Origin of the sequence: Hymenobacter crusticola, from assembly GCF_002154225.1 — a bacterium.
In the GTDB taxonomy this organism is placed as follows: domain Bacteria; phylum Bacteroidota; class Bacteroidia; order Cytophagales; family Hymenobacteraceae; genus Hymenobacter; species Hymenobacter crusticola.
In genome coordinates this window covers 24,886-48,600 of the sequence record NZ_MTSE01000020.1, presented here as the reverse complement: position 1 = coordinate 48,600, position 23,715 = coordinate 24,886, and the positions used below count along the sequence as shown (strand labels likewise).

19 protein-coding genes are annotated in these 23,715 nt (G+C 57.5%); 7 read left to right on the top strand and 12 right to left on the bottom strand.

Annotation, left to right across the window (positions count from 1 at the left end; all coding sequences use genetic code 11):
- Positions 1-6: 6 nt before the first annotated feature.
- The 8 genes from BXP70_RS23345 to BXP70_RS23310 all read right to left on the bottom strand — a co-directional run bounded on the left by BXP70_RS23345 (position 7) and on the right by BXP70_RS23310 (position 8,509).
- Complete coding sequence (locus tag BXP70_RS23345; protein ID WP_086596539.1) at positions 7-1,212, bottom strand: beta-ketoacyl synthase N-terminal-like domain-containing protein; 1,206 nt, start codon at positions 1,210-1,212, stop codon at positions 7-9.
- Between the two features lie 170 nt (positions 1,213-1,382).
- The gene (bioA, locus tag BXP70_RS23340; protein WP_086596538.1) at positions 1,383-2,666 is read right to left on the bottom strand and encodes an adenosylmethionine--8-amino-7-oxononanoate transaminase; all 1,284 of its coding nucleotides are present in this window, start codon (positions 2,664-2,666) and stop codon (positions 1,383-1,385) included.
- Between the two features lie 87 nt (positions 2,667-2,753).
- Complete coding sequence (bioD, locus tag BXP70_RS23335) at positions 2,754-3,380, bottom strand: dethiobiotin synthase (RefSeq protein WP_086596537.1); 627 nt, start codon at positions 3,378-3,380, stop codon at positions 2,754-2,756.
- Between the two features lie 64 nt (positions 3,381-3,444).
- Complete coding sequence (locus tag BXP70_RS23330) at positions 3,445-4,614, bottom strand: aminotransferase class I/II-fold pyridoxal phosphate-dependent enzyme (protein ID WP_086596536.1); 1,170 nt, start codon at positions 4,612-4,614, stop codon at positions 3,445-3,447.
- Positions 4,615-4,765: 151 nt separating this feature from the next.
- Positions 4,766-5,776: a biotin synthase BioB gene (gene bioB / locus BXP70_RS23325; RefSeq protein ID WP_086596578.1), complete on the bottom strand. Its 1,011-nt coding sequence runs from the start codon at positions 5,774-5,776 to the stop codon at positions 4,766-4,768.
- Between the two features lie 233 nt (positions 5,777-6,009).
- On the bottom strand, positions 6,010-6,567 hold the full coding sequence (locus BXP70_RS23320) for a sugar O-acetyltransferase (protein WP_086596535.1): 558 nt from the start codon (positions 6,565-6,567) through the stop codon (positions 6,010-6,012).
- 366 nt (positions 6,568-6,933) lie between these two features.
- The gene (locus BXP70_RS23315; protein WP_086596534.1) at positions 6,934-7,668 is read right to left on the bottom strand and encodes a YebC/PmpR family DNA-binding transcriptional regulator; all 735 of its coding nucleotides are present in this window, start codon (positions 7,666-7,668) and stop codon (positions 6,934-6,936) included.
- 289 nt (positions 7,669-7,957) lie between these two features.
- Entirely contained in the window at positions 7,958-8,509 is a 552-nt protein-coding gene (locus BXP70_RS23310; RefSeq protein ID WP_086596533.1) for a hypothetical protein, read from the bottom strand.
- 356 nt (positions 8,510-8,865) lie between these two features.
- Between BXP70_RS23310 and BXP70_RS23305 the strand changes: the two genes are divergently transcribed.
- Complete coding sequence (locus BXP70_RS23305; protein ID WP_086596532.1) at positions 8,866-9,504, top strand: NUDIX hydrolase; 639 nt, start codon at positions 8,866-8,868, stop codon at positions 9,502-9,504.
- A gap of 91 nt (positions 9,505-9,595) precedes the next feature.
- Here the strand turns inward: BXP70_RS23305 and BXP70_RS23300 are convergent, their stop codons facing one another.
- Entirely contained in the window at positions 9,596-11,014 is a 1,419-nt protein-coding gene (locus tag BXP70_RS23300; protein ID WP_086596531.1) for a hypothetical protein, read from the bottom strand.
- 154 nt (positions 11,015-11,168) lie between these two features.
- The gene (locus BXP70_RS23295; RefSeq protein WP_086596530.1) at positions 11,169-11,702 is read right to left on the bottom strand and encodes a 5' nucleotidase, NT5C type; all 534 of its coding nucleotides are present in this window, start codon (positions 11,700-11,702) and stop codon (positions 11,169-11,171) included.
- Between the two features lie 286 nt (positions 11,703-11,988).
- Here BXP70_RS23295 and BXP70_RS23290 point away from each other — a divergent pair, with 286 nt between their 5' ends.
- The 3 genes from BXP70_RS23290 to BXP70_RS23280 all read left to right on the top strand — a co-directional run bounded on the left by BXP70_RS23290 (position 11,989) and on the right by BXP70_RS23280 (position 19,269).
- Positions 11,989-13,383, top strand: coding sequence for a Gfo/Idh/MocA family protein (locus tag BXP70_RS23290; protein ID WP_086596529.1), 1,395 nt, complete (start codon positions 11,989-11,991; stop codon positions 13,381-13,383).
- Positions 13,384-13,600: 217 nt separating this feature from the next.
- Complete coding sequence (locus BXP70_RS23285) at positions 13,601-18,019, top strand: CusA/CzcA family heavy metal efflux RND transporter (protein WP_086596528.1); 4,419 nt, start codon at positions 13,601-13,603, stop codon at positions 18,017-18,019.
- Between the two features lie 44 nt (positions 18,020-18,063).
- On the top strand, positions 18,064-19,269 hold the full coding sequence (locus BXP70_RS23280) for an efflux RND transporter periplasmic adaptor subunit (RefSeq protein WP_086596527.1): 1,206 nt from the start codon (positions 18,064-18,066) through the stop codon (positions 19,267-19,269).
- A 61-nt stretch (positions 19,270-19,330) separates the two neighbouring features.
- On the opposite strand, the gene BXP70_RS23275 is transcribed toward BXP70_RS23280, so the two are convergent.
- Positions 19,331-20,356 (bottom strand): MBL fold metallo-hydrolase, encoded by a 1,026-nt coding sequence (locus tag BXP70_RS23275; RefSeq protein WP_086596526.1) that lies wholly within the window; start codon positions 20,354-20,356, stop codon positions 19,331-19,333.
- A 246-nt stretch (positions 20,357-20,602) separates the two neighbouring features.
- On the opposite strand from BXP70_RS23275, the gene BXP70_RS23270 reads away from it, so the two are divergent.
- The 3 genes from BXP70_RS23270 to BXP70_RS23260 all read left to right on the top strand — a co-directional run bounded on the left by BXP70_RS23270 (position 20,603) and on the right by BXP70_RS23260 (position 22,766).
- Entirely contained in the window at positions 20,603-21,427 is an 825-nt protein-coding gene (locus tag BXP70_RS23270) for a DUF5694 domain-containing protein (protein WP_086596525.1), read from the top strand.
- 193 nt (positions 21,428-21,620) lie between these two features.
- Positions 21,621-22,046, top strand: a complete 426-nt coding sequence (locus BXP70_RS23265) for a hypothetical protein (RefSeq protein ID WP_143436652.1) — start codon at positions 21,621-21,623, stop codon at positions 22,044-22,046.
- 288 nt (positions 22,047-22,334) lie between these two features.
- The gene (locus BXP70_RS23260) at positions 22,335-22,766 is read left to right on the top strand and encodes a hypothetical protein (RefSeq protein ID WP_143436651.1); all 432 of its coding nucleotides are present in this window, start codon (positions 22,335-22,337) and stop codon (positions 22,764-22,766) included.
- 74 nt (positions 22,767-22,840) lie between these two features.
- Here the strand turns inward: BXP70_RS23260 and BXP70_RS23255 are convergent, their stop codons facing one another.
- Complete coding sequence (locus BXP70_RS23255; RefSeq protein ID WP_086596577.1) at positions 22,841-23,680, bottom strand: ion transporter; 840 nt, start codon at positions 23,678-23,680, stop codon at positions 22,841-22,843.
- Positions 23,681-23,715: the final 35 nt, after the last annotated feature.

Genomic DNA, 23,715 nt, shown 5'->3' with positions numbered 1-23,715 from the left:
TGACAGTTACACCAAAGACACCAAGGCACTAGCCGCGTTGCCCCCAAAGCCGGCGGCGTTAATCAACAATCGGCGGAGCGGGCGCATAGGCGCGGGAGCTAGGTCGGTGGCGAAGGGGGGAGTAGGCCAGGTTTGGGTTGTGAGCAGGTGCAGCGCATACTCCAGACTCAGCGCCGCTGAGGCACCTAGGGTGTGGCCCAGCAGCCACTTGTTGGAAGTGAACGGCGGCACGTTTTCACCAAAAACTGCCTGAATGGCAGCGCGTTCGGCTGCGTCGCCGGCGGGCGTGCCGGGGCTGTGCAGCACAACAGCTTCTACGTCGGCGGGTGTGCGCCTGGCTTGGGCCAGAGCTTGGCGCATCGCGGTTTGGAAGTGCTGGCCGTCGCGCGAAAGGCCCGTTTTGCTGCCAATGGCTTCGAAGCCAAACCCAACACTTTCGAGCTGGAAAATGGGCTTGTCGGGGCGGGATAGCTTTTGGTGTTGCACCGCTTGCGGACTAGCTTTTTCGAGGGCAAACACTGCTGCTCCTTCGCCGAGTGTGAACGTAGAAGGCCCGCCCGCGCCGGGGCGGCAGGGCCAATCAGCTTCCGCGAAAGGCGAATAAATGCCGATGGCCTGCATTTGAGCCAGCGTAAAATCGGTGAGTGGTGCTTCGGCGCCCCCGGCCAAAAACCGGTCGGCCATGCCGGCCCGAAGCCAGGCTAGAGCGTTGCCAAGGGCCTGAAATGCGCTGCTGCATGTGCTAGAATGGCTCAGGGCCGCGCCGCCGTGAGCTCCGGCATCAAACGCGACCCAACTCGCCACGTTGCCCAGGGTTGTGAGGGGCGAGGCAGCAACCGGCACGGTGCCTTCCGCCAAAAACTCCTGGTGAAATTGCTCCAACCGGCCCGTTGCGCCGCGCGACGAGCCAATGCTGACAGCTAACGAGGCCTGTTCGGCTGGCACTGACCACCCTGCTTGCTTGGTGGCTTGCTGGGCTGCAAGCAGGGCCAGCAACACTGTGCGGTCGAGCTGGCGATAGGAGGGGTGCTGCTGACGCAACGCAGCTACGGCTGCCTCGGCAGCGGCGGGCAAGGCAGCTACCGGCAGCGAGTGGGTACCGAGGTATCGGGTAGTAAAGGTTGGAGCAGGGGCAGTGTAGCCCCCCGAACCTAGGCCCAAGGCGGATAAGCTGCCGCTACCGCGAATAATAATCAGGTCTTCAGCAGACATGAACGAAGAAATAGAAGCGTTTGGGTATCTGAGTTCTGAGTGCAAAGCGCATAGTTGAACGGCGTGGTTGCGCAACCTAGGCTATGTCCTAGGCACAAATCATTTAAAGACACACAAAGCTCAGGCTTGGCGCTTACAACCGCACCCCCACGCAGGAGGAGCAGCTTGCGTCACCGCTTGCTGGTTACCAACTCCCGCATCTGACGCATCACGCTATAGATCAGCTGTAATTCCTCGTTTGTTGTGCAGTAAGGCGGCATGGTGTAGATGATATTGCCAAGCGGCCGCAGAATGACACGTTGGGAGAGGGCCAATTGGTACAGCTCGTCGCGCAGGGAGCTGAAGTAAGTGGTCGTTGTGTCGACGGCAAATTCCAGCGCAAGCACCGTCCCAAGTAATCGAATGTCGCGGATGCCGGGTTGGTCGGTCATTTCTTGCGCAAACTGCTGATGTGCTAGGTTGATACGCGCTAGGTTGGCTGCGCATTCCGCCGAGCGAGTTAGCTCCATGCTCGCCAAGGCCGCCGCGCATGCCACCGGATTAGCCGTATAGGAGTGGCCGTGGAAGAGGGTTTTGAGCTTGTCTTCACTCAGAAAGGCCTCGTATACGGCGGCAGCGCAGCTCGTCGCGCCAAGGGCCATGGTGCCGCCAGTTATGCCTTTGGAGAGGCACACCATGTCGGGCTGGCTAGCTAGGTACTCGCTGGCAAACAGACGGCCAGTGCGCCCAAAACCCGTCATCACCTCGTCGGCAATGGTTAGGATGCCGTGGCGTTGGCAACAGGCCATCAGGGCATTGAGCGCATCGGGTGAGTAGGTAATCATACCGGCCGTGCCGAGCAGCAGTGGCTCAAAAATGAACGCAGCCACGTCGCCCTGGGCGGCCACGGCTTCAAGTTGGGCCAGGCTTTCGGCTTCGTGGCCAGGGACGGGCACGTCGATAAACGCCACATCGAAAAGCAAGGGCGCAAATGGCGCCGTGAACGCACCGCGGCTGCTTACCGCCATAGCGCCGAACGTATCGCCGTGGTAACTGTCGCGGAAGGCCACGATGGTTTGGCGCGGCCGCCCTAGGTTGTGGAAATATTGCAGCGCCATTTTCAGGGCCACTTCCACCGCTGTCGAGCCGTTGTCGGAGTAGAAGATGCGGGCTTGATTGGCGGGCAGAATTTCGAGCAGCTGCTCGGCTAGCTCCACCGCCGCAGGGTGGGTGAAGCCCGCAAACAGCACGTGCTCTAGCGTGTGTAGCTGTTTGCTGACCCGTTCGGCAATGTGCGGATGCGCATGACCGTGCAGGTTTACCCACCAGGAGGCTACGGCATCAAGGTAAGCAGTACCATCTTCGGCATACAGCCATGCTCCCTGCCCGCGCACAATGGGAATGGGCAGCGGGGCGGTTTGCATCTGGGTGTACGGGTGCCAGATAACGGCATGGTCGCGGGTGGCAAGAGACATTTTCAAGGAGCAACAGGTAAGGAAAGGAGCAAGAAACAAGTTGACTATCAGACGTCGACAAGCTCAGCCTGATTTTTGAGCGTAATTTTATAACCCAAATGCCGCCCGAAATGCAGGAGCATAGCGGCTTACCGCTGCCGCATTCACCGTTGCTTCGGGGAGTATGCGCGGGAGCAACGGCACACCGGTGTGCTGGGTAATAAAGTCTTCCGTCGAAGGGTTGGGCTCGCCGTTGAATATGAGTCCGCGCACCGCTAGGCCGCGTTGGCGGAGCGCCTCCAACGTCAGCAACGTATGGTTGATGCTACCTAGGTAGTTCCGCGATACCACCACCGTTGCTAGGCCAAGCTGGGCTATCAGATCGACGATCAAAAAACCTGGCGCCAGCGGCACCAGCAAGCCACCCGCGCCCTCCACAATGAGGTGATTGTCCGTTTGGGGAAGCGTGAAATCTGCGGGACGAATGAGCTTATTCTCGGCTGCTGCTGCCGTGTGGGGCGAGGCAGGCAACTGCAAGCGGTAAGCTTCTGGGTGAAACTGGCAAGCCGGATTGGTCACGAGCTGCCGAACGGTGGCGCTGTCGGTGGTGGGAGTGAGGCCGGCTTGCACCGGTTTCCAATAATCGGCACCTAGGGCTTCGGTGAGGATGGCCGCTATCAGCGTTTTGCCAACGTCGGTGCCGATACCAGTGACGAATAAGCGTTCAGGGTTCATGGAAAAACAATAAAGCACATGGAGCGCAACCTTTGTAAGCCGCGCGTGGGTGGGTTGTGGTGCGCTACAAAGGCGGCGCTATGGATAGCGCCGCCCGCAACACGTCGGCCAACGCTAGAATCTCGGCTTCGGTGTTGAAGCTATGCGCAATAAGTCGCAGCCGCTCCGTGCCAACCGGCACCGTCGGCGACACAATCGGCCGTACATCGAAGCCGGCCGATTGGGCCGCTTGCGCCACGGCGCGCACGTGAGCCGGCCCGGCGGTAGCCGCCGGAAAGAAGACCGGGTGAATGATGTGGCTAGCTTCTGGTACCTGCAAACCAGGCACGGCATTCAACGTCGCTTTCAGCAAATCAGACAAGGCAAATAGCCGTTGCCGCTCTGGTGTAAGCGTTGGAAGTAGCTGGTAAGCAGCGGTAAGAACGGCAATGGTGCCCGGCGACAAGGCGGTGGTGTAGATAAACGGTCGGCTGAAGTTGATAAGGAAATCACGCAGCACCGTCGCCCCGACCACAGCCGCACCCTGGCTGCCCAGCGCTTTGCCAAACGTGAGTACGCGGGCAAAAATCTGCTCCGTCAAACCCAGTTCCACCACTAAGCCTTCGCCCTGCGGGCCATACAAGCCGTTGGTATGTGCCTCATCGACAACCAGGTAGAGGCCTTCCTGCTGGCAGAAAGTGGCTAGCTCCCGCAGTGGCGCCTGGTCACCATCCATCGAGTACAGCGCTTCTACCGCCACAAATACCGCCCCTCCAGTGGCCAGATTGGCGCGGCGCAAGCGTCGTTCCAGATCAGCTACATCGTTGTGGCGGAAGCTGTACGCCGTCGCAAAGCTGCCCCGGATGCCATCCTTCACGGAAGCATGGCTCGCTTCATCATAGAAGATAACGTCGCCGCGGCGGGGCACGGCCGCGAAGAAACCTAGGTTCGCGGCATAGCCAGAATTGAACAGCAGCGCGGCTTCGCCGCGGTGGAAGCTAGCTAGGTGTAGTTCCAGTGCTTCCGCTTTGGCAGAGTTACCCGTAAGGAGGCGCGAGCCGGTGCTGCCTGCCATTTCGGCCACTTCCTGCTGGAGTGTTGCGTGTAGCGTTTTGGAGCGGGCTAGACCTAGGTAGTCATTGGAGCTGAAATCGACGCGAGCAGCACTGGTAGTGGTTAGGTAGCGGCGGGTACCTTCGGCTTCCCGCTTGGCGAGCTGCTGGGCGAGGCGTTGAAGAAGCAGGTGTTGGGTCATTATGAACAAAAATCATCTGTCATCCTGCGCTTGCGAAGGACTTCGTCATGCCTGAACGCCCATCGTTACGACGGCTCTTTCGGGTGTGATAAGGTCCTTCGCAAGCGCAGGATGACAGATGAACAGGTAGTGCGCGGTTAATGATTGCTAACTACGCTCCTACCGTTATTGCTTCCGCCTTGCCTAGCACTGTGGCGCCTACGGGCACATCCTTAAACGACTTGCGCGGCGTCAGACCGAGGGTCGCAAACATCTGCTTGTCAGCGTCGAAGTCGGGGTTCGGTGTGGTCAGCAATTTCTCACCGGAGAAGATGGAGTTGGCGCCGGCCAGGAAGCACAGAGCCTGCTCCGACACCGGCATTTCCTGCCGACCTGCCGAGAGACGTACCATGGTTTTCGGCATCAGAATGCGGGCGGTAGCAATCATGCGCAGCATTTCCCACACGCTCACGCGGGGCTGATCGGCGAGAGGCGTGCCTTGCACCGGGACCAGCGCATTCACCGGTACCGACTCGGGGTGGGCGGGCAGCGTGGCCAGCGTGTGCAGCATAGCTACGCGGTCTTCGTCCGTCTCACCTAGGCCGATGATGCCGCCGCTGCACACCGAAATGCCGGCTTTGCGCACGTGCTCCAGCGTATCGAGGCGGTCGTCGTAGGTGCGGGTGGTGATGATGTTGGAGTAGTTTTCGGCGCTGGTGTCGAGGTTGTGGTTGTAGGCGTAGAGGCCAGCTTGCTTGAGGCGCTCGGCCTGGTATTCATTCACCATGCCTAGGGTGCAACACACTTCCAATCCTAGGTTGTTCACCTCCGTCACCATGTTTAGCACCCGGTCGAAGTCGCGGTTGTCGCGCACTTCGCGCCAGGCGGCGCCCATGCAGAAGCGGGTGCTACCCGAATCCTTAGCGCGTTGGGCTGCGGCAATTACTTCAGCATCAGGCAGAAGCTTATGCGCTTGCACGCCGGTGTGGTAGCGGGCTGCTTGGGGGCAGTAGGCGCAGTCTTCGGGGCAGCCGCCGGTTTTGACGCTCAGCAGCGTGCACACCTGCACTTCGCCGGTGGTTTGGTGTTCCTTATGTACGGCGGCGGCTTGGGCCACCAGTTCCAGCACGGGCTGATGATAAATTGCTTTTACTTCGTCGAGGGTCCAGTCGGTACGGAGCATATCGGGTGCCGTTTGTGAGTTGCCAATTGCCAGAATCAAAAATGCCCGCCGAAGCTAGGTAGCTGATCGGCGGGCTGCAATTTAAGCGAGAAGTCGGGTTTGCAGTACGAATAAGTTTTGGGCGCGGCCGCTAATGTGTCATTTTGGGCCAAGTGTGGAATCTGAGTTAACCGTTGCCGCTCTCAACCAGATACCTCGCTTAGCACAGGCCGACGCGCAGTTTTCGCTCCGAACTAGCTCGCTGCGTCTGGCACCTCCCGAATGACGCGGCACGGATTACCCACCGCCACCGAGTTGGCCGGGATAGAGCGCGTGACCACGCTGCCCGCCCCAATCACGGCATTATCGCCAATCGTGACGCCCGGCATCACCAGCACGCCGGTGCCCAGCCACACCTTGCTGCCGATAGTAATCGGCTTGGCAAATTCCCAGCCGGCCACCCTAGGTCCGGCTTCCACGGGGTGCCCTGCGGTGCTGATCACCACGTTCGGCGCCACGAATACATCGTCGCCGATGGTGACCAGGGCACAATCGAGTACCACCAAGTTGTAGTTGGCGTAGAAATTACGGCCTAGCTTGATGTTGTAGCCGTAGTCGCAGCGGAACATGGTTTCGATGTGGGCGTCGGTTTTGTAACCAAGTAGTTCGCTCAGTACACCTTTGTCTAGCTCAACGGGTTGCTGGTTGTAGTAGTGGCACAGCGTTTTGGCACGTAGGCGCTCCGCAACCAACTCCGGATCGTTGGCTTGGTACAGCTCGCCAGCGAGCATTTTCTCTTTTTCGGTGGGCATAATGATGGGCTATTATTCAGGCTGCTTTTCTTGTAAGGATAGCACGATGTCGCGGCCCGCGAAGCGTATGATCTGACCATCTTAGAAGAAAATCAGTTTGCCGTCTTCTAGGCGCTTTTTAGGAACCAACTGTTCAGAAGAAAAACGAACCCTAGAGCTAGCTTTTCCTGGAATAAACTTGGTTTAAAATCTACATCAGCCATTGCTGCTGAAGATGAATTCTAGGCGCGAATGTATCTGGCAAATGATAGAGTAATTTGATGTGCTTCGTGCCAAACACACTCGGCATAAGTGAATTAAAAGAGACAGGCCGCCCCAACCGGAGCGGCCTGTCTCTTTTTTAGCTGCCAAACCTAGCTCAATACCCTAGGCTAGCGTGTGATACACGGCCTGCACGTCGTCGTCCTCCTCGAACTTCTCGATCAGGTTCAGAACCTCCTCGGCTTCTTCGTCGCTGAGGCTTACGCGCGTGTTCGGGATGCGCTGCAGCTGGGCGCTGATAACGTTGAGATGCTTTTCTTCCAGCGCTTTCTGCATCTGACCAAAGTCGGTGAAGGCAGTTTCTACCACGATGTAGTCCTTCACGTTGCCGTGCTCGTCCTCTTCCTGGTCGGAGTACACATCTTCGGCGCCAGCGTCGATGAGCTCTAGCTCCAGCTCATCAAGGTCGAGGCCTTCGGCGGCTAGCTTGAACACGCCTTTGCGGGTGAAGGTGTAGTCGGAGGAACCAGCGGTGCCGAGGGCGCCGTTGCCGCGGTTGAAGTACATGCGCACGTTGGCAACGGTACGTACGGGGTTGTCGGTGGCCGTTTCGATAACAATAGCCACGCCGTGGGGGGCATAGCCTTCATACACAACTTCTTGGTAGTCTTTCTCCTCCCGGCTGCTGGCGCGCTTGATGGCGGCATCTACCCGGTCCTTGGGCATGTTTACGCCCTTGGCGTTCTGGATGGCAGTGCGTAGGCGGGAGTTCGTATCGGGGTTCGGGCCCGACTCTTTGACGGCCATCACAATTTCCCGACCGATACGCGTGAAATCCTTCGACATCCGGTCCCAGCGCTTCATTTTGCGGCCTTTGCGGAATTCAAATGCTCTTCCCATTTATAGAGTGACTGAGTGGTTGAGTGACTGAGTGCTTTTGGTGCTGGTAGGTGACGCCAAAAGGAGTTGCAAGTTAGCAGAAAGCCGGGCCGGGCGCAATTTGCGCAGGAACCTGATCTGCGGAAAATAACCGTTGGCCATACTCGGTTCACTTTATGAAAGCGGGCCGGGTTGCGTAAGGCCATACAACTGGGGAGCGGAATCGGCGCGACGACAAGCAACTGACCACCATCAATAGAAAAGCCCCGCTGGCCAGCGGGGCTTTTAGCAACTGTAAGAAAATCGAAACCTAGGGTAGCTCCTGGATTTTGATGCGCACATCGTGCGGAGCGGTTTCGTCGCCGCCAAAGTAGGGGTAGAGCTGGTAGCCCGAGGCAATGCCACTGCCCCGGCGCGACTGCTCAACGCTGGTCGTCTGCCCCTCCACTTGGTAGATGTATTTCTGGTCAGATAAAGTGAGGGTACAGGTGTAGGGCTTGTTCAGCTCTAAGGCCGTGATAAAGTCGGAGCTATTCACGCCATTTTTGTAGGAATAAGCCATCAACTCCAAGCGGTTGTTGTACCAGCGCCAGCCAAACCGAGCGCTGTTGGTCTGGTGGAAGGTGTTGAAGTCCGACATGCCGTACAATTTGTTGATATCGGCTTGATTGTCAGTATCCTTGCTGCGATAAACTGCGGAGCTATCAAACGTGACTACGAAGCGAACCTGGCTCTTGCGGAGCAGCTTGAAGGGGTTTGTGGTTTCGTGGCTGCCAGCTTTGATAAGGTAGGTTATGGCCGGAGAGTTAGCAGTAGCATCACTCGTGGAACTAGTCGTCTTTTCTGGAAGCTCAATCACCATTTCGTTCGAGCAAGATGAGAAAACTAATAATGGAAAAAGATAATAAAAGAGTGGCTTTAAATTATTTATCATGGGTCATATAGTTTGGATTATTAAAAGTATGACAGCGAATCTAATACGTTGCTATAATGCTTAAAACATGCAAAATTTTGCTTTAAAGTTAAAAATAGTGTTTCGTTAATTATTGTATAATTGATAGTAAATTGTCTGCTTAAGCAGTATGCCCTTGTGTTAGAAAAGATCAAAATAGATAGCCATGGCCTTACATAAATGGCTAGCTAGCATAGCGGAGCGAAATAGGATTGTCGGCTAGGTTCGGGGAGCGGCAGTGCACCTCGATTACCTATCTTGTCCGCATGAAAAACACTGACTGGCTTATCATTGCCCAGCGTTTGCAAGCCTTGGCGCAAGCCGGCCTGACGTACGGCCAAAACGTTTATGACCTAGAGCGCTACCAGGAACTGCGCGATATGAGCGTGGAAATAATAGGGAAGCTATCCGACGAGCCCGTAGAAAAAATCAAGAACCTCTTCGCCAACGAAACCGGCTACCAAACGCCAAAAGTGGACGTGCGCGCCGTGCTATTTCGCGGTACCGACGAAATTTTGATGGTGCAGGAAAAGATAGACGGGGACCGGTGGACGCTGCCTGGCGGTTGGGCCGACGTGGGCTACACGCCCTTCGAGACGGCGGTAAAAGAAGCCGCGGAAGAAACGGGTCTGCAAACGGAAGCCGTGCGCCTGCTCGCGCTTTTTGATAAGAAAAAGCATGCCGCCCACCCACCCCAGCCTTGGTACGTGTACAAGTGCTTTGTGCTGTGCCGCGAAGTGGGAGGCAGCTTGCTCATGAGTACTTCCGAAACCAGCGGTGTGCGTTGGGTACGCGAAAGCGAGATTTCTACCCTAGCGCTGTCGCTCGACCGCACAACCCCAGACCAATTGGCCACCATGTTTGCCTTCGCCCGCCAGCCGGACCTTCCGACGTTGTGCGACTAAGATTAGATAGGGTAAAAAGCCTTCGTGGGGCGCCGGTTCGACACTTTGAGTGTCAGACCGGCGCCCCACGAAGGCTGTTCCTAGGTAGCGCCTAGTTGAAATACACTTGGTACTGCATAACCACTGCGCTACGACGCGAATCGACGCGGTTGTCGCCGTTGGCTTGCACGAGGTAGACGGGGCGGTTCTGGTAGCTCAGAGTGAACTTGGATGTATGACCTGCCAGCAGCCAGTTGATGCCCGCATCGTAGTAGTTTAGGTCGTCGGCGAGGCGCTTATAGCGAGCGTATTGATAGCTCACGTAAGGCATAAAGGTAGTGGTGCCCACTATGTTGTCTTTCAGCTTGTAGCCTGCTTGCGCGTAGAGCACGTTGCCCGTGCCGTAGAGCGGCACAGCGTTGCCGTAGGTGATGCCGGCGCCCGCTATCTGGTTGGTAGTGCCCGTAGCAAGTCCGTTGGCCGGATCCATCGGCGCGGTGTAGCGCAGGTAGTTGGGGCCGTAGTCGAGGTGCATGGCGGCGGCGTAGAAGCTCACGCTCGGCGCATCGGCAGCGGTACTTACCGGCGCATCATAGAACACATCGACGGCAAACTGCTTCATGGCGTGGCTGGTGGTGTCGGGTTGGCCCGCGTCGCGGGTCCAGGTAGCCTGGGGCTGCACAATAAAGCCCGCACCTAGGTTGAACACGCGCTTTTTGCCTAGGTATGTGCCGGCGCTATACGGCGTGAGGTTGCTTTCCAGGTCTTTGAACTGCCATTGGAAATACCCCTGAAACTGTGGCTTGGGGGGCTTGCTGGCGAACGTGGCGTAGGGCGCAATGGCCGTGCCCCGCGCAATAATCAGCGGTTTGCTGAGGGCTACGCGGTAATCGAACCGACCTAGCTTGCCCTTGGCGTAAAGGCTCAGCTTGCGCCCAAACTGGTCGTTTACGTCGTTGGTCGTTTCCGCAACCAAGGGCAGGTCAATGCCCATAATGGTGCCCACCGACGAGGCCGTGGCGCGCGATAGGCCGTTCCAGGCACCTAGGCCCGCGCCCAGCGAAAAGTGGTTTTTCACCACGGCGTATTCGCTCACGGCATCATGCAGAAAGAAGCCCACCTTCCTATCGGAGAGGTAGCTAAAGTTGTTGATGCCGATCTGCGAGTAGATAAACACCCGGTCGGTGAGCTGGCCATAGAACTGAATCCGGAAGCGCCGAATGCCCACGTCGTAGGTGTGGGGGCGGGTGTAGCCGTTCACCTGAGTGCCGGGGTTGCTTTGGTTGTAGCGCAGCCACACTTGGTTGGCCAGCGTGAGCTTCACGTAGTGGCTGGCATCTTCGTTGAGGGCGAGCTTGCCATCTTTGAGCGGCGCGGCGGTAGGGCGCGGCGGAGTTGTTTGGGTGGCTTGGGCGCTTTGCGTATCGGGTGGAGGAGCGGTAGGGGAGTTGGTCGGATTTTGCGCGGTAGCAAGCAAAGGCAACGCTGCCAGGGCACTAACCCCGGATAGACGCCGTAAGGTTTGTTTCATTAAAGAGGGGAAAAAGAAAGAAAAGCTAGGTCGCCGCTGCCCCGCACAAAACAAAAGCGTACTGGAAAGCTTGGCCTTCCCAATACGCCCTGAAAGAAGAGGAACAGTGCGACGCGAAACCTAGCCTACGGAAAAGTGACGAGTAGGGCCGTGGTTACACCCCAAACAGCGCTGCTACTTCCTGCCAGCTGTTCACGCGGCGGTAGCGGGTTTCGTGCACGTTGTGGTGGGAGGTGAACAAGATGCCTTCACCGCGGAAGTCTTTGAAATTGTAAGCATTATCGTCGATGAGGTAGTCGGCATTGATGATGCTTTTCTCGCCGCAGAAGACCACGTGGCTTGTCGGAATAAAGTCGAAATGCTGCCGGAGCCAGTCGAATTTTTCGCTGAACGACAGCGGAAAACCCATCGCGGCGGTGGCAATAAACAGCTCGTAGCGCTCGGCGAGGCGGCGCAGCACGTCCTGGCTATCGGCCATCACGGGCAGGTCCTGGAAGAAGCCTACGGTGTGCAAGTACTTCCGCAGGTGCTGCTGATTTTCGGGCGCTACGGCCTGCAGCAGGTGTTTGCCGTGCAAGTGCTCGGGCGTGAGCAGCACGTTGAAATCTCGGTGGTACCATTCGGTAAAGCGGTGGACGGCGTCGGCAATGACTTCGTCCATGTCAATAGCAATGCGTTCTTTCGACATGAAGTAGGGTACGGATGAACTTAGTTTATTAGGAGCAAAAGGGGTGAATGGCCGGGCGTGGCGCACGAAGCTAGGGGAAGGCAAGCAAAAGTAGCAGGCCAAAGCTAGGGCGCCGAGTGCCCGCTCCAGGGCATAACCAACTGGGCAACACGTTCGTAAAATCAACTTTCCTCTCTCCCTCAAAAGGCCCGCCTGCATAGTTGCGTTGGTGGGCCTTTTCCATAAGGGCTAGGGCACGTAGCGTCGGCGGCTCCCGGCAATCATCCATTCTCTATTCGGTTACACGATGAATCAACTGACAAGTGCCATGCAGAGTTTGCTGGCTCAGGCTTCCACGGAAGTATCGCGCAAAGAGTTTTTACAATATGCTGGTCGGGGGCTAGCCGCGGGGGTAGTGGGCGGACTAATGACTTCTTGCAGCCCCAGCGGCTCGGGCGAAGCTACCACCTACGCCGGGCCCAACGGTCAGAAGGTGCCTTCCTCGGAGCCGGTGTCGCCGCCTGCCAAAGTGCCCAGCGCCGTTGATCAGCCGATAGAATTAGAAGCCTGGAAATCGGATGCCGACCGCCAGTCGCCGCCCCCACCCACGCCGCTGCCCCCCGATGAGCGGGTGGGCTACGCGCTGGTGGGCCTAGGTCACCTTACGCTGGAGGAGCTGCTGCCTGCCTTTGGCGAGTGTAAGAAATCGAAGCCGGTGGCCCTGGTGAGTGGCTCCCCCGAAAAGCTGCAAAAAGTAGCCAAGCAATACGGCATCAAGCCCGAAAGCTGCTACAGCTACGAAAACTACGACAAGCTCAAGGACAACCCCGACGTGCAGGTGATCTACATTGTGCTGCCCAACTCCATGCACGCCGAGTACACCATTCGGGGGGCGCAGGCCGGCAAGCACATCCTCTGCGAGAAGCCCATGGCTAACTCCGTGGCCGAGTGCGAGGCCATGATCGAGGCCTGCAAAAAAGCTGGCCGCAAGCTCATGATTGCCTACCGCATTCAGTACCAGCCTCACAACCGCATGGTGCGCAAGATGATGCAGGCAAACCAGTTTGGGAAGCCCAAGCTGATTGAAGCCTTTAACACTCAAAGCTCGGCCAACCCTCGGCACTGGCGCCACAAAAAAGACCTAGCTGGCGGTGGGGCGCTGCCCGATATTGGCTTGTACTGCCTGAACACGTGCCGCTTCGTGCTTGGCACCGAGCCGATCGAGGTATCTGGCTACACCTACAGCACGCCCGGCAACCCGTTGTTTTCGGAGGTAGAGGAGCTGTGCTCCTGGCAGATGCGCTTCCCCGATGGCATCGTGGTGAACTGCGCCACCGACTACAACGCCCACGACTCGCGCCTGTACCGGGTGATGGCCGAGCGCGGCTGGATTCACCTCGATCAGGCCTTTGCCTACGAAGGCCAGCAGCTCAAAACCTCACGCGCCGACGGCATGACGGAGCGCACCGAGCAAATTACCCTAGGGTCGAAAAATCAGTTTGCTACCGAAATAGACCACTTTTCGGAGTGCATTCTGAACAATAAAGATCCATACACGCCCGGTGAGGAAGGCCTGCAAGATCAGCGCATTATGGAAGCCATCTACCAATCGGCGCGTGAGGGCCGGCCGGTGAAGCTTCCCACTATAAACCAGCGCGACGCCTTCCGCGGCCCCGAGCCGGCGGAGGAAAAGAAAGCCTAGGTTGCCTGCCAGTCCGACGACCCAGGTGCCGGACCGGCAGGCATCAAGAGCTAATCTTAAGTCTTGCTTAAAGCGGAGTCATTCGATTGCAGTGGCAAACGATGAGGCCTAACTTGCCGGCTTGTTCTGCAGCATGCTAGGTGCATCTTGCTGAATTTCAGCACAACCAAGATGCGCTTGGTGGGTTGCGGCCTGCTTTTTCGCTTCAATTTCCGCTATGCTTTCACGAATTATTGCGGCCAGTATTCACAACAAGCTGCTCGTGGCCCTGCTGGTCTTGGCGCTTGCGGTGTGGGGCAGCTATTCGGCCATGAACCTGCCGCTGGATGCCATTCCAGACATCACCAACAACCAGGTTCAGGTCATCACCCAGTCCTCTTCGCTGGCCGCTCAGGAGGTCGAGCAACTGCTCACGGTTCCGCTGGAGTTGCAGTTGCGTACCGTGCCCGGCGTGACGGAGATTCGCTCCATCTCGCGCTTCGGCTTGTCGGTGATTACTGTGGTTTTCAACGATGATATCGACACCTACCGCACGCGGCAGCTGGTTGCCGAAAAGCTTACAGCGGCGCAAGCTAGCCTCGGCCCCGACCTCGGTACGCCTAGCATGGCGCCCATTACCACGGGGCTAGGCGAGATTTTTCAGTACAGCATCAGCATCAAAAAAGGCTACGAGCACAAGTACTCCTTGGCCCAGCTGCGCGACGTGCAAGACTGGGTCGTGAAGCGGGAGCTGGCCGGCGTGCCGGGCGTGGTCGATGTGAGCAGCTTCGGCGGCTACGTGCGGCAGTACGAAGTGAGCGTGAGCCCCGAGCGGCTGGCAGCCTCAAACGTGACAATGCCCGAGCTGTTTGCCGCCGTGCAGCAAAACAACGCCAACACGGGCGGCGCTTATCTGGAGCGGGGCCACAATGCCTACTTTATCCGCGGGGAAGGCCGCGTGACGTCGCTGTCCGACATCGGCAACATTGTGGTGAAGCAAGCCAGCCAAAACGCCCCCCTGCTGGTGCGCGACGTAGCCGAGGTGCGCTACGGCCACGCCGTGCGCTACGGCGCCATGACGCGCAATGGTGGAGGCGAAACCGTAGGCGGCATCGTACTGATGCTGAAAGGTGCTTCCTCAGAAGCTACCATTAAAGGCGTGAAAGCTAGGGTGGCCGAAATCCAGAAGACCTTGCCGGCGGGCTTAGTGGTTACCCCTTTTCTCGATCGTACGAAGCTGATTGATAAGGCTATTCATACGGTAAGTCGCAACCTAGTTGAGGGCGGCGTGATCGTAATGGGCGTGCTACTGCTGCTGCTAGGCAACTGGCGGGCGGGGCTAGTGGTGGCCTCCATGATTCCGCTGTGCATGCTGTTTGCGCTGGGCATGATGCGCCTGTTTGGCGTGTCGGCCAACCTCATGAGCCTAGGTGCCCTGGACTTCGGGCTGATTGTCGATGGGGCGGTTATCATCGTGGAAGCCACCATTTTCCACTTGGTGCACACGCGGGCCCAGGCCGCCCACGAAACCATGGACGACATCACCAAGGCCGCCGCCACGCGCCTGATGCGCTCGGCGTTGTTTGGGCAGTTCATTATTCTTATTGTGTACTTTCCCATCCTAGCCCTCACCGGTATCGAGGGGAAGATGTTTCGGCCCATGGCCCTCACGGTGAGCTTTGCCATTATCGGAGCAATGTTGCTGTGTCTCACCTACGTACCGGCCGTCACGGCCTGGGGCTTGCGCAAAGACATTAAAGAGGAAGGCACCATCGCCGACCGTATTATGCAGTTTCTGCACCGCGGCTATCACCCTCTCATCCAGCGGGCGCTGAAGGTGCGCTGGCTGGTGGTAGGCGTAGCCGTAGCTTTGCTAGTAGTTGGCGGACTGCTATTCGCGGGCATGGGAGGCGAGTTTATTCCCCAGCTCGACGAGGGCGACTTCGCCGTGAACGTGACCCTACCACCCGGCAGCTCACTCGACCAGAGCATTGCTACTACCACGCAGGTGCAGAAGATTCTGCTCAAGCAGTTCCCGGAAGTGCAGCAGGTGGTGGGCAAGATTGGCACGTCGGAAATCCCCACCGATCCGATGTCGTTTGAGGACAGCGACCAGATTGTGGTGCTGAAAGACCGCGCCGATTGGAGCAGCGCCAACTCACGGGAGGACCTAGCCAACAAAATGCAACGGGCGCTGGCCGACGTGCCTGGCGTGACGATGGAGTTTCAGCAGCCCATTCAGATGCGCTTCAACGAACTGATTTCGGGGGTGAAGTCGGACATTTCTATCAAGATTTACGGTGATGACCTCGATCTGCTATTTGAAAAAGCCAATGAAGCTGCGGCGCTCATTCGGCCGCTGGCCGGCGTGGGCGACCTGAAGGTGGAGCAGATTGCCTCGCTTCCGCAAATGCGGGTGACGTATAATCGCCAAAAGCTAGCCCAGTATGGCCTGAACGTGGCCGACCTGAACACGCTGGTGCGCGCTTCTTTCGCCGGCGACGTGGCCGGCGACGTGTACGAAGGCGAGCGACGCTACGACCTCGTGGTGCGCCTCGACTCGGCCCACCGCCGCAGCCTCACCGACCTGCGCGACTTGTACGTGGATGCGCCCAACAACCAAAAAATACCTCTCGAAGAAGTAGCCGCCGTAGACTACCGCAACGCCCCCGTGCAAGTGTCTCGCGACGATGCCCGGCGGCGCATCAACATTGGCGTGAACGTGCGCAACCGCGACGTGCAAAGCCTGGTGCTGGAAATTCAGCAGAAGCTAGGTGCCGGCCTGAAGCTGCCCACGGGCTACACGCTTCAGTACGGTGGCGCTTTCGAGAACTTACAACAAGCCAAGTCGCGCCTTGCCATTGTGGTGCCGGTGTCGTTGCTGCTGATCTTCTTCTTGCTGTATTTGTCTTTTCAATCAGCAAAGCAAGCCCTGCTGATTTTTACGGGTATTCCGTTGGCAACGATTGGGGGCATCTTGGCCTTGTGGCTGCGCGGTATGCCGTTCAGTATATCGGCGGGGGTGGGGTTCATCGCCTTGTTTGGGGTGGCCGTGCTGAATGGTATTGTGCTAGTAGCTAGCTTGAATGAGCTGGCGGCCGAGGGCGTAGAGAAGGTAAACGACCGAGTGCTCCGAGCCACCGCCGAGCGCTTCCGGCCGGTGCTGCTCACGGCGGCGGTAGCATCGTTGGGCTTCCTGCCGATGGCGCTGTCCACGTCGGCGGGGGCGGAGGTGCAGAAGCCGCTGGCAACTGTCGTGATTGGTGGGCTGATTTCGGCCACGCTGCTTACGCTGCTGGTGCTGCCGGTGCTCTACACGCTGTTCACCAAAGACGGCGAGCCCAACCCAGTGGATGCGGCACGGAAGGCACAACAAGCCAAAAACGCCGCTGAGACTGGTGCCCCTAGCTCTGCGCCGGCTTTCACCATGATTGCTATTTTGCTCACTGCGTGCAGCTTATTACAAGTAGCACAAGCGCAAAACACGCTGCCGTCTACGGCTGGGCAGCCGACGAGCGGGCTCTCGTTGCAGCAAGCTCTACAAACCGGGCTAGGGCAGAACGTGTCGTTGCAAACGGCGGCGCTTCAAACTGAGCAGGCCCGCGCCCTGGTTCGCACCGGCACCGACTTGCCCCGTACCACCGTCGATTTTCAGTACGGTCAAATTTCGGGGCCGCTGAACGACCGCAGCTTCAACATTATTCAGCAAACGGCCTTGCCCGGTTTGTACGCCGCTCAGCGGCGCCTGCTGGAAGGTCAAACTCTAACGGCGGAGCAGCAGGCCCGTATCCGGCGGCGAGAGCTAACGCAGGCTATTCGCAGCAGCTACTACCAGGTGCTGGTGAGCTACCGGCGGATTGCTTTGCTGCGGCGGCAAGACAGCCTTTACCGCCGGGCGGCCCGCGCCGCGAGCATCCGCTATCAAGTAGGCGAAACAAACCGGCTGGCGCAAGTGTCGGCGGAAGCGCGGCTGCGGGAGGTGGAAAACCGGTTGCTTACTTTGGTATCGGACCTAAGGGTACAGCGCCAGCAGCTCGGCCAATTACTCGGGGCCGGGGCGCCAGTGGCCGTCGATACGGCCGCCACGCTGGTGGCTGCCCTCGCGCCAGCCGACACGGCGGCCCTGTCGCCGGACAGCAACCCGACGCTCGGGCTCCTGCGCCAGCAGGCTACCGTGAGTCAGCAGCAGTTACGCGTGGAGCAATTGCGCCGTCTGCCTGACTTGCGCGCCGGCTATTTCGTGCAGAGCATCAATCGAGTAGGTGGGTACCAGGTGGCGCAGCTAGGTCTGGCCGTGCCCTTGCTAGGGGGCATTCAGAAGGCGCGGGTAGCGGCGGCCCGCATTGGGCAGCAGGTGGCAGAAGGACAGCTTGCTTATGCCAACACCCAGCTGGCCAGCGAGCGGCGCGCCTTGTTGCAGCAGCTGCGGCGGGCGCAGGCGTCGTTGCGCTACTACGAGCAAAGTGCTTTGCCCCAAGCCCGCCTAATCCTGGATACGGCCGAAAAAACCTACCGAGCCGGCGACATCGAATACGTAGAGTACGTGGTAAATACCGAACCCGCCTGGCAGATACAGGAGAACTACCTCGACCAGGTGCGACAGTACAATGACTTGGTTATCAACTTGCAAACTTTGGCAAGTGTCGATAGTCAGTGAGCTAGGTATGGTCCGTTGCTCATTAAGTCACAGCAATTGCTTTCATGAAGAACTTGTTCACGATACCGCTTCAGGCATATACGCTGGTGCTGCTAGGTGCCGCACTTGGCACAGCCGGGTGTTCGTCGCCCGATAGCAAAGCCGCGCCGCCCGAAGCTGCCAAAGTACCAGCTGCTCCAGCTGCTAACCCCGACCAGATCCAGCTCTCGGCCGCGCAGCAGCGTGCTGCGAACATCGAAACAGGCGGCTTTCAGTGGCAAAATATGACCACCGAAGTGCAAGCGAATGGCTCGATTGAAGTGCCACCCCAAAACCGGGTTTCCATTAGCGCTATGCTAGGTGGCTACGTGCAGACGGTGAACACTTTGCCAGGGCAGCCCATAAAAGCTGGGGCCACGGTTGCCGTCCTGCGCCATCCCGATTACCTCAAGCTACAACAAGATTACCTCCAGACTCGGGCGCGGGTGCGGTTTCTGACCGAGGAGCTACAACGCCAACAAGTGCTTGATGCTGAAGATATAGGAGCTAAGCGCAAGCTTCAGCAAGCCCGCGCCGACTATGCCAGCGAACAAGCTGCCGAACGCGCTCTGGCCGCGCAGGTGCGGCTGCTCGGCTTATCAGTGGAGAGGCTTAATAGCGGCCACATTGCCAGCAGCGTACCGCTTACCACGCCCATCAGCGGCAATGTGAAAGCTGTGAATATCAACCCTGGTCAGTACGTGAACCCGCAGGATGTACTGGTAGAAATCGTCAACCGCGACGACTTGCACCTGGAGCTGAAGGTTTTCGAGAAAGACGTGGCCAAAGTGCGGGTGGGGCAACTCATCTTGTTCACAGTGCAAAATCGCGGTACTGATGAGCAGTTTAAAGCGCGCGTATTTTTGGTTGGCAAAGCCTTCGACGACGAAGCGCGCACGGTGCGCGTGCATGCTCACCTCGAGCCAGAGCGCTCCGATTTGCTGCCCGGCCAGTTTGTGGCGGCGCGTATTCAGACGGCTGGCGCCCGCCAACGCACGTTGCCGGAAGATGCCTTGGTACAAGCCGGTGGCTTCAGCTATGCCTTCGTGCGCACTGAGCAGGCCGATAACGGACGGGCTACTTTCCGCCGCGTAAAAGTGCGCACTGGCCCTGCCATCGACGGCGACGTAGCCGTGACGCCCCTAGAGCCGATTGCTGACACCACCCAACTAGTACGCCGTGGGGCTTACTTCATCAGCGCCGAAATGGGCAAAGGCCAGGATAGTGACTGAGTGACTGAGTAATATGGCTGCACAAGGTACGGAGCAAGTACTCAGTCACTCAGCTACACAGTTACTCCTCGTCGTAGTCGATTTCGTTTACGCCACGTTCTTCGCGGCCGGTTTGGGTGAGACGCGTGAAGCCGTGACGAACGTTGGCATAGGCTGGCTTGCCTGCTTTCTTCTTGTTGCTGTTGTTCATCAGCACAGCGGCTGTAACAATCAGTGCCACGGTGGCGGCGCCTACAATGGCTGCTTGCTGTGGCAATTTGTCTTTGGGGGCTGGGGGTAAATACTGCACGCCATCGGCATCGATGCGCGCGGGATCCGATACGTAGCGGCCGTGCTTGGGTGTAGGGAAGCTCTGGGCCAAGGCAGTTAAACCCGCGGCTGCTTCGGGGCCTTTGATAACCGGACCGTGGCCGCAACCAATAGCCTGGGGCTCTAGGTTGGACAGCGTTACCACAGAGGCGTGTACCGATTCCCAATCGTAGTTGAAGGGCGCGCCGGCCACACTGATTTGAGGCTTTTGAAGCAGTAGCGACGGCACCGACTCGTGGTTCGCCGTGGCAAAAGCGTCGGCACCGAGCAAGGTTTTATCTGCTGGGTGGAAGAAGGCGACTTGGCCCGGTGCATGGCCTGGCACGTGTAGCCATTGCCAGCCCGGCATAAAGGGTGGCTCCGAATCCTCGGGCAGGGGTTGCACATAGTCGGAGAGCTGGAACGACTGGGGCGGGAAAAACCGGCTCACAAAAGCTAGGCTACCACCGTTTTCCACTGTGGGGTCGGCGGGTGGGTACACGGCTTTGCCCGTGAGAAAAGGCAGCTCCAGGGGATGCGCAATAACGGGCACTTTCCAGTGCTCGGCTAGCTCCTGGGCCGAGCCGGCGTGGTCCATGTGGCCGTGGGTGAGCAGGATAGCTTCGGGGTGGCTGCCGGGGTAAAACAGCTCGTCGGCGGCGGCAATAATCGTTTTGGCGCTGCCAGGCAGGCCCGTATCAATGAGCACCCACTTGCCAGCGGTGTCGGGCTCCACAAAGTACACGTTGACGAAGCGCTGAATGGTCAGCTGGGTGACGCCATGGGCTACTTTTTCCATAAATAACAGGATCAGCGAGAGTTGAAGGTTGGTAGGGCAATACGCAAACACAGCGGTTGAGGTCGTGTTAGGCGGTAAAATAGCGTAGCAGCACAGGGCACTTTCAGGCTAACAAGCAAAAGGAAGAAGGACAAGAACTAAGTGTCAAGCAACGGTAGTGCTGCATGAGGAATCTATCTTGCTGGCCCTGACTACCTAGGTGCACCGCCAGATCTCCTTCATTCTACCTCACACTCATCACCCTACATGGTCCATCTCCGAACGAGCCTGCTGACGACGTGGCTAGTAGCCTTGCTGATACTAACAGCGGCGGCCCAAACGCCCGCCCCAAAGCCGCGCACCAAAATCGTATTGCTCGGCACCATGCACTTCACGCCCTCCACGACGGATATGTACAAGAACGCCGCCGTCGACCTGACGTCGGCCCAGCGCCAGCCGCAGGTGCGCGCCGTGGTGGAAAAGCTAGCGGCCTTCCACCCCGATCAGATTTGCATTGAGTGGTCTATGCTCCGGCAGGGTAAGCTCGATAGCGTCTTTCAGGCGTACCAGCAAGGCCGCTATACGTTGAAGTCCAACGAAATCGACCAGCTAGGCTTGCCCACTGCGCAGCAGCTTCGGCTGCCGCACCTCACGGCCGTGAACTACCGGGGCCGCTTCGACGCCGATAAAGCCATAGAATTTGCCAAGCAACACCACCAAGGTGATTTGCTAACAAACCTAGATACGTACTCGAATCGCTTTATGGCGGAGGCCAATGAGAAGATGGCGAAGCTGCCGCTCAAGGATTTCCTGACGTACGTCAACTCACCGGAGGCGCTGAATACCAACGCAGGTTTCTATAGCGAATACATGGCCCGCATCGGCGAAGGGCCCGACTACCCCGGCATCGACTTACTCACTGATTGGTACTCCACCAACCTGCACATCTACGCCAACATCCTGCGCCAGATAAAGCCCACCGACAAAGCCGTGTTAGTCATCTTCGGGCAAGGACATATTCCAATTTTGAAGTCGCTATTTGCTACAAATCCGGCGTTTGAAGTCATAGAAGTGGCAAAAGTGCTGAAGTAGTAGCCAGATTAGGCGCAGTTGTGGGATAGATATTTATTATTTTCAATATGTAAAGAAAAAATATTTACTTTCGGGGAAGCAAGCCAGGCTGACTAGGGCCGTAACTGAAGCTAGGTTCTTCGGACGGCCCCAGCGAATTCAGCGGCTTGCAGTTCTCGTCTACTTTACTCCGCCTTTTATACTATTTCTGCTCGTGAAAAAGCTGATTGTTCTTCTCGCAATGCTAGCTTCTAGCAGCTGGGCCGCTGCGCAAACGAAGTGCTCTGATTATGAGCTGAAAGTGTATCAGAACGGGCAGGAAGTGGATATGAAGAACAGCCCATTGGTTTCGTCGCTTAGCCTAGTGCTGGTAGGCGATACGAGTTGCGCATCTATGATTGCGTATCGTTTTAAGAGCGCGGAACTGACGTTGGTGCGGGAAAAAACACTGGTGTTGCCGGCAATCAAAACCAATAAGCCAGAAGTAGACCTTACCGAGTTTAAAAAGGTGTATCAGCCCGGTGATCAACTGGTTATCGAAGTAGAAGGCAGCACGGAAGAAGCCACTGCCGACGTAGAGCCAGAAGAAGGAGGGGAAACGCTCAGCTACTCGGTTGTCGTTAATTGGCCCTTACAATAGCCAAAGCGCAGCAAAGCCAGACGGAGAGAAGCTAGATTATCGCTTCTTCCAATGCCCGTGTACATCGTGAAAACAGTGAAGGAACTTGCGTAGCCGGGCCACCACCTGCTCAGAAAGTAAACTGGAATCGTACGGGAAAAAGAGGAAGGATTAGCGAGGAGCGGAAAATAACTAGGAAAGAATAGCGTTGCGCATAAGCTAGGGTTGCTACTGATGTAAACCTTTGTTATGCTGTATGTTGCCTTCGCTGATTCTAGGGTGTTTTTCCATTTCCATCCAACTAATCCAATGAAAAAGCTGCCTTTTGTCCTCGCGTTATTGTTATCCAGCGGTGGGGCTTTCGCTCAAAGCGACTGTTCGGTTCCCGTTCTAAAAGCGTTGCAAAACAACCAGGAAGTAGATGTTGAAGGCAGTGCCCTGCCTGCTAGCATTACGCTGGTACTTGCCAATAAGCCGAATTGTGCGTCGGATGTGACGTATCAATTCACAGGCGCCGAGTTAACATTGGTGAGAGACAAAAGACCGTTGCTACCAACGATGATGGCCAACAGCCCCGAAGTAGACCTAACTGCGTTTAGAAAATTGTATCAAACGGGTGACCGACTTTATATTGAGGTTCCAGGGCGCAGCATTGTGAAGGTTTCGACAGCCGGCAAGAAAGAGAAGTTGCCGCTGGCGGAGAACCAAGGGGCTGCAATCAACTGGGTCTTAAAAAAGTAAAGTGTTGGCTCAACTCGCCTTGCTGCAATCCGGCCCCAAGGCTGTTCGCAGTAAGGCGAGCTTACAAACCTGATTTATAGCTTTTCGCCGCACCGCCAGCAATATTCCGCATCGGGGCGGTGGTCGCCGGCTTGGCAGACGTGGCAAATGACCTGTTTGTAGAGCGGCGCGGGAGCTGCCGTCGGGCGGGGCGCGGCCATTTGGGCCGATACAATGCCGGTGGGCACCGCAATAATGGCGTAGCCCATAATCATGAGCACCGAAGCCAGCGCTTGCCCTAGCACCGTGACCGGCGAAATGTCGCCGTAGCCCACCGTTGTGACGGTGACGACGGCCCAGTAAACACTTTTGGGAATACTGGTGAAGCCGTTTTGGCCGCCCTCCACCACGTACATCAGCGTGCCTACCACGATGATGAGGGTGAACACCGCCGTGAGAAACACCAAGATCTTGAAGCGGCTAGCCTTGAGTGCAGTCACGATAAATTCGCCTTCGCCCACAAACTGACCTAGCTTAAAAATGCGGAACACCCGCAGCAGGCGCAGCGTCCGAATGACCAGCAAGTAGCGGCTGCCCGACAGCACCAAGGTGGCAAGCGTGGGCACAATTGCCAGAAAATCAATGATGCCGAGCAAACTTAACGCGTAGGTGAGAGGCCGGCGCACCACCACCAGCCGGGCGATATACTCTAGGGCAAATAAGGTAGTGAAGCCCCATTCGATAATGCGCAGGTAGTACCCGTACTGGGCGTCGATGGAATGCACGCTTTCCAGCATTACCGCCAACACACTTAGCACGATTGCCACGAGCAAGGCAATATCAAAAGCGCGCCCCGCTGGTGTATCCGACTCAAAAATAACGCTGTACGCCTTGCGTTTCCAGCGAGGCTCCGTGTCGTGCGGTTGAATATCCATGGGGCGGAACAGCGAGGAAGAGCGGGTAGGAGTAG